The organism is Propionicimonas sp. (genome assembly GCF_047606205.1).
Lineage (GTDB): Bacteria > Actinomycetota > Actinomycetes > Propionibacteriales > Propionibacteriaceae > Propionicimonas.
Genome location: NZ_JASGES010000153.1, coordinates 1 through 6,192, shown reverse-complemented (window position 1 = coordinate 6,192; position 6,192 = coordinate 1). Strand labels below are relative to the sequence as shown.

The 6,192-nt window shown below is 70.2% G+C and carries 7 protein-coding genes; 3 read left to right on the top strand and 4 right to left on the bottom strand.

Annotation, left to right across the window (positions count from 1 at the left end; genetic code table 11):
- Nucleotides 1-79: 79 nt before the first annotated feature.
- Nucleotides 80-760 carry an SDR family NAD(P)-dependent oxidoreductase gene (locus QM633_RS09645; protein WP_415153542.1) on the bottom strand — a complete coding sequence of 227 codons (681 nt, stop codon included), beginning with the start codon at nt 758-760 and terminating at the stop codon, nt 80-82.
- A 254-nt stretch (nt 761-1,014) separates the two neighbouring features.
- Between QM633_RS09645 and QM633_RS09640 the strand changes: the two genes are divergently transcribed.
- The gene (locus QM633_RS09640; RefSeq protein WP_415153541.1) at nt 1,015-1,395 is read left to right on the top strand and encodes a DoxX family protein; all 381 of its coding nucleotides are present in this window, start codon (nt 1,015-1,017) and stop codon (nt 1,393-1,395) included.
- 183 nt (nt 1,396-1,578) lie between these two features.
- Here the strand turns inward: QM633_RS09640 and QM633_RS09635 are convergent, their stop codons facing one another.
- The 3 genes from QM633_RS09635 to QM633_RS09625 all read right to left on the bottom strand — a co-directional run bounded on the left by QM633_RS09635 (nt 1,579) and on the right by QM633_RS09625 (nt 4,265).
- Nucleotides 1,579-2,565 (bottom strand): S66 family peptidase, encoded by a 987-nt coding sequence (locus QM633_RS09635; protein ID WP_415153540.1) that lies wholly within the window; start codon nt 2,563-2,565, stop codon nt 1,579-1,581.
- A gap of 165 nt (nt 2,566-2,730) precedes the next feature.
- A complete protein-coding gene (locus tag QM633_RS09630; protein ID WP_415153539.1) occupies nt 2,731-3,489 on the bottom strand; it encodes an alpha/beta fold hydrolase in 759 nt (252 codons plus the stop codon).
- 122 nt (nt 3,490-3,611) lie between these two features.
- Entirely contained in the window at nt 3,612-4,265 is a 654-nt protein-coding gene (locus tag QM633_RS09625) for a hypothetical protein (RefSeq protein ID WP_415153538.1), read from the bottom strand.
- A 104-nt stretch (nt 4,266-4,369) separates the two neighbouring features.
- Between QM633_RS09625 and QM633_RS09620 the strand changes: the two genes are divergently transcribed.
- Nucleotides 4,370-4,753 (top strand): LuxR C-terminal-related transcriptional regulator, encoded by a 384-nt coding sequence (locus QM633_RS09620; protein WP_415153537.1) that lies wholly within the window; start codon nt 4,370-4,372, stop codon nt 4,751-4,753.
- A gap of 180 nt (nt 4,754-4,933) precedes the next feature.
- On the top strand, nt 4,934-6,192 hold a 1,259-nt coding region (locus QM633_RS09615; RefSeq protein WP_415153536.1), incomplete at its 3' end, for an ATP-binding protein.

Genomic DNA, 6,192 nt, shown 5'->3' with positions numbered 1-6,192 from the left:
TGGCCGCTCCGCTGCGGCGGTCTGGCCGGCAACCCGCCGGCGACGCAGCCACGGTGGGGCCGGCCTCCCGGCCGGCCGGTCACCGCCCGTCAGGGTGGCCGGTCACGACCTCCTCCACCCGGTCGCGCCTGGAGTGCAGGTCCCAGTAGATCTTCGCGATCTCGTCCGGGGCCCGGTGCGGGACGCCGTCGGGGGCAGTGGCGCCGATCAGCACGTTGATCGCGACGGTCGCCACGTGCACCCCCCGTTCGGCGACGGTCTGGTGCAGGTTGTGCGCCCAGTTGCGCAGGCCGGCCTGGGCGGCGTTGGTGGGGGCCAGCATCGGGTAGGGGTTGATCGCGCCGCCGCCGGTGGTGAACAGGATGGTGCCGCTCCCCCGTTCGAGCATGCCGGGCAGAACGGCCCCGACGGCGGCGACCGCCCCGACCAGCGTGGTCTGCAGGGCCGGGATCAGGTTGTCCGCGGTCACCTGCTCCGGGTACACCCGCTCCAGCCCGCTGTAGGGGGAGAACTCCAGGACGTCGATCGCGTCGAGACCGGACGCGGCCGACCTCAGCGCCGCGGCGAGCGCCTCGGGGTCGCCGGCGTCCGCGGGGAACCTCTCCGCCACGATGCCCGCGGTCCTCAGCTCGTCGCGCAGGGCGGTGAGCCGGTCGGGGTTGCGGGCGACCAGGGCCACGCTGAACCCGTGGCGCCCGAAGGTGTGGGCGAGCGAGCGGCCCAGGCCCGGCCCGGCACCGATGATGGCAATTGTGGGCATACCGATGACTCCTCGTGTTCTGTTGCCGTCGCTCCCGGCGTGGTCGCGACGATTACTTCAAGCTTGAAGTTAGGCTACCACGGGGCGGGCGGAGGCAGGGAGCGGTGACTCCCCCAGGACGCGCCACCGCCAACGCCGCCAGGCGCCACCGTCCCCGCACAGCGGCCCCGGGCTCCCGCAAAGCGATTGAACTTTGAACATCTCGACGCTAGCGTGGACTTCACTCTTGAAGTAACTACCTGGACGGGATGCTCATGAACCTCGCTCTGTGGATTGTCGCCGGCCTCCTGGCCCTCCTGTTCGTCGCCGCCGGGGTGATGAAGCTCACCCAGCCGAAGGACAAGCTCGCCAGTTCGGGGCTGGGGTGGGCCGAGGACTTCTCCGCGGGGACGGTGAAGGCGATCGGAGCGCTGGAGGTGCTGGGGGCGATCGGCCTGATCCTGCCCGCTGTGACGCGGATCCTGCCGATTCTGGTGCCGATCGCCGCACTCGGGCTGGTCGCCATCATGGTCGGCGCGATCATCACCCACGCCCGCCGGAAGGAACCCCCGATGATCGGGTTCAACGTGGTTCTGCTGCTGCTCGCCGCGTTCGTGGCGGTCGGCCGGTTCTGGCTCGCCCCGTTCGCCGGCTGAACCGTCCCGGTCTGCGGCACGCGGCCCTCGCGTCCTGCACTCCGGCCGGGCCACGGCCGGGCCGGGGCGGGCTCCGATGGTCGCGACCACCTCCGGCCCAGGGTGCTCACCGTGGGGAGCGGGCCGTCCTCGTGGCTCGCCTCCACCGGGGACGCGCAGCCTGTGGCGGGAGCGGGCGAGCCGTCAGTGGCGCGTGATCGTCAGGGTCGTGGGGTGGGCCACCCGCAGCCGGGCGCTGCCGCCGACCGGGAAGGTGATCTGGGGGTTGGTGTGGCCGAAGTCGGCATTGGCCAGCACCGGTTTGCCGCGCAGGGCGGGCTGGGCGGCGACGAGGTCGGTGAGGTCCTCCCGGGTGATCTGGCTGGCCCGCTGGAAGCGTCCGATCACCAGGCCGGTGACGCCGGCGGCGTCCGGCAGCTGGAGGAGCGAGAACAGGTCGCGACGGAACGTGACCGCGTCGACGAGTTCGTCGTCCTCGACGAACAGCAGGGCACCGTCCAGGGGCGGCATGCACCTCGTGCCGTGGAGCAGGTTCAGGGTGCACAGGTTGCCGCCCACGATCCGGCCCTCCGCGGTGCCGGGCTGCACGTCCCACCAGCCGGGCGTCGGGTGGCGGGTGCGATCGTCCTGGTCGAGGAACCACGGGTCGTCGGTGAACCAGCCGGACGGGTGCAGGTCCATCGGGGCCGAGTCCATGACCGCCGCCGCGAACCACGCCAGGGTGTCGTCGAACAGCTCGCGCATGCCGAACGACGACCAGTGCGGGCCGGAGTAGGTGACCAGTCCTGACCTGGCCAGCAGGGCGTTCTGCAGCGCCGTGATGTCGGAGTAGCCGCACAGGACTTTCGGGTGGGCAGCGATCAGGTCGTAGTCGATCATCGGCAGGAGTTCGTTGCTGTTGAAGCCACCGATCACGGTCAGCACGCCGTCGACGGCGGGGTCGGCGAAGGCCGCGTGCAGGTCGGACAGCCGCGACCGCACCGGCGAGGAGTCGTATCGATCACGTTCGTCGACATGCGCGCCGTAGGAGACGGTGAACCCCAGGTCGCCGAGCCTGCGCTCGATCAGGGCGGAGTGGTCGTGCTCGAGCACCATCGCCCGGGAGCGGGCGGGCGCGATCACCCGGATGTGCGAGCCCCGACGCAGCCGAGGTGGAAGGGTGGCGTCCACTCTCGCACCCTATCCCCGGCCGGGATCGCGCCGGCTGGTCGGAGCGGCCCCGTGCAGGCCCACCACTGGCGCCCATCCCGCACGGCCGGCGTTGCGAACCCGAGCGCCGTGAAGCGGCCCCCCGACGTGCGTCGGGCCGACACGTGGGACCGTCGGCGGCCGCTGTCAGTCCCGTCGGGTGGTCGTGGCCGCGTGCGCGATGATCATGGAGGCGACCGGTTGCGGGCTGCGGATCATCGCTTCGTGGCCCCGGTGCGGGATCTCCTGCATCCGCGCCTGCGGGATCAGCCCGCTCACGTGCCGGACCCATTCCCTGGGGCACACCGGGTCGTCCTCCCCGCGCAGCACGAGCGTGTTGGCGCGGAGTTGCGGCAGGACGTCCTCCACCCGGTGGTCGAGCATCTGGCGCAGCTTCCGGATGAACCAGCGCGGGCCGGCTTTGGCGTACTGGATCATGCCGAGCACCAGGACCTTGGGGCTCTCGCCGGCGAGATCCTGCAGCATCCGCAGCGTCTGGCGTGCGGCGGTGCGCTCGGCGGCGTTGACGGTCGGGGCGATCAGCACCGCCCGGCTGGCGAGCTCGGGATGGCGCACCAGCGCCTCGACGACCACCTGGGTGCCCATGGAGTGGCCCACCAGGACCGGCTCGCTCTCCGTCAGCGAAGCGACGAAGGCGGCGAGGAAGTCGCCGCTGGCGGGCATGTCGAGCGCCGAGCCGGGCTCGGGCGAGTCGCCGAAGCCGGGCAGGTCGACGGCGTACACGACGCCTGAGCGTCCCAGCTCCTCGGCGAGGCCCCGGAACACGCGCTGGCCCATCCCGATCCCGTGCACCAGCACGAAGGCCGTTCCGGTGTCGGCGCCACTGCGCGTGTACACCATGGTGCGACCGTCCTGCTCGAACGCCGACACCACCTCGTCGCTCATGCGGGAAGACTAGACGCTGAGCCGGTGGGCCACTGCCCGAGTGGACAGCGCAACTGGCTGAATGGCTGGTGCTGTTGCCCGACTGGACGGGAGAAGTGGCCGAATGGTCGGACGCCACTGGCCTACTGGCCAGAGGTTCTGGCCACTTGGCCACCTGAACTGGTCCGGATCTGCAGAACCAGGGACGGGAAGTCGGCAACTTCCCGGATGACGTCCGCGTTGAGCGGGTAGTGCGGGACGAGGCTGGCGTCGGGATGGAACCGCACGGTCGTGCCGGTGATTCCGCCTTGGTCGGATCGTTCTGCGAGCGCGGCGAGGGGTAGTCCGTGTTCGTAGCGTTGCTCCCACGCGCCGTCGCTGCGGCGGTTGAGGTGGACCAGCCAGTCGCTGAGGGCAGCCACGACCGAGATCCCCCGCCGCGGCAACCCGTCCGAGAGCCGCACCGGGTCTGTGGCGTCGAAGAAGCGCAGGTCCCTGGACGACATGATCGGCTTGCGCACCACCGTGCCGCCCGGGCGTCGGCGGGTGTCGGTTCCCCGTCCATCGTCACTGACCGACACGGACTCCTCCGGGCCGAGCAGGATGGTGCAGTGGCCCGTCCGACCCAACTCGTGGGCCTCGTCGTCGGCATACGCCAGCACCTCCAGCACCAGGTGCAGTGCCCCGCCTCGGGCGTACTCGGCGCAGCGACTCCGGATGAAGTCGATGTGCGCCACGTCCGCGCCGATCGCCCAGTCATGGGTGGTCGCCGCCCACTGTTCCCCACCCGCCACCACGGTCGAACACTACGCCGGGGCAGGCCGCGCGACGGTGCCTTGCGCGTCTCGGTGAATCGGAGAGGGCCAGGCGGGCCCCCGACGCGGTCGCCAGAGGCGGCATCGTGTTCAGCTCGGGCATCGCCAGCCGCGTGCTCGGCCACTTCGCCGCGGGTGGAACGTCGACAGCCACCGTCCCATTCCCCGAGCTGACGGAGCGCGAGATCCTCGACCTGGTCGCACGCGGCCTGACCAACACCAAGATCGCCAACCGCCTGGTGCTGCCGCCCAAGACCGTGCGCAACCGTGCCCCGGCCATTCCAGGTGTTTCACTGGAACGGGCCCCACGCCGCGACGTACTGCGTATGCGCCGTCCGACCGGGACCCGCGGTCGGCACGAGATTCAGTCTCTCCAGATGTCGTCATGTCGGCGCCCGCTCCCGTGGCCCGAGGTCCCACAGGCTCAGGTCACAAACAGGCTTCGCGCACGCACCTGCGAACTAACGTGAGCCATCGGCGGTGCTCATCGCCCGACGGGCTGTCCACTTCGACCTGAGTTGGCCTTCTGGTCGCAGCAGCCGCACCCGCCTTGTCCACTGCTCAACACGTGGCCTAGACCAGCTGCAGTTCATGGCTTAGCATGCCTGCAAATCATGGCCTAGCGGGCTGGCGCCAAGTATGGTGACGGCATGGACACCGCCAAGGTGCTCGGGCGTTCCTATAGGCCGCGGGTCATCGATGCAGCCCTGGGCAGGGCCTTGGCTGCCGCGGGCGCGGTTGTGATTGAAGGCGCGCGTGCCAGCGGCAAGACAATGACAGCGATGAACGCCGCAGCATCCTTCGCCCTCGTCGACGACCCTGCGGTTCAGACGGTGATCGAGGTGGCTCCGCGCACGCTCCTGGAGGGCGCCGCACCCCGACTGCTGGACGAATGGCAGGTGGCGCCCGAACTGTGGAACCTGGTTCGTCGCGCGGTGGATGCCTCCGCCGACCCCGGCCGCTTCATCCTGACTGGGTCCGCCGTCCCAGCCGACGATGTCACCCGACACACCGGTGCCGGGCGCTTCCTGCGGATACGACAACGCACCATGACCTGGGCGGAGAAGCTCGACGCGCCCACCCGCAGCGTGAGCCTGGCGGGCCTGTTCGCCGACGAGCTGCCGACATCTTCTCTCGCGTCCGGTCTCGACCTCGACGACGTGATCGAGAACCTGCTACGCCCAGGCTTCCCCGCCATGACCGAACTCACTCTCGCCCAGTCCGCCGATCGGCTTCGTGGCTATATCGACGACGTGGCGCGCACCGACATCCACCGCATCGCCGACGTCCGCCGCGACCCGGAGGTGATCAAGCAGCTGATCCTGGCGCTGGCCCGGTCAACAGCCTCTGACGTCTCTTTCGCGACGCTCGCACAGGACGTGCGCACCCTCGCCCCGCGGATCGAGGCCAACACCATCAGCACCTACGTAGGGCTGCTCCAGCGGTTGTTCATCGTCGAGGCCCAAGCGCCGTGGACGCCGACACTGCGGTCCCGGGCGCGGGTGCGCACCTCGCCAAAGCTGCACCTGGTCGACCCGGCGCTCGCCGCGGCCGCGCTCGGCGCAGGTCCGAAGCAACTCAAGGCCGATCTCAGCACCCTGGGGCTGTTGTTCGAGAGTGCTGTGGTTCACGACCTGAGCGTGCTGGCGTCCGCGCTGAACGGAGAAGTGCGCCACTACCGCGACTCCAACGGCAAGGAGATCGACGCCGTCATCAGCCTCCCCGATGGACGCTGGGGCGCAGTAGAGGTCAAACTCAGCGGCACGCAGGTTCCGTCCGCCCTTCGCTCGCTGGGCGACGTGATCGGCCACATCGATACCGAACTGGTCGGAGAGCCTGCCTTCCGCCTGGTTGTCACCGCTACCGGTCCGATCCTGGTCGCCGACGACGGGACGATCACCGCGCCACT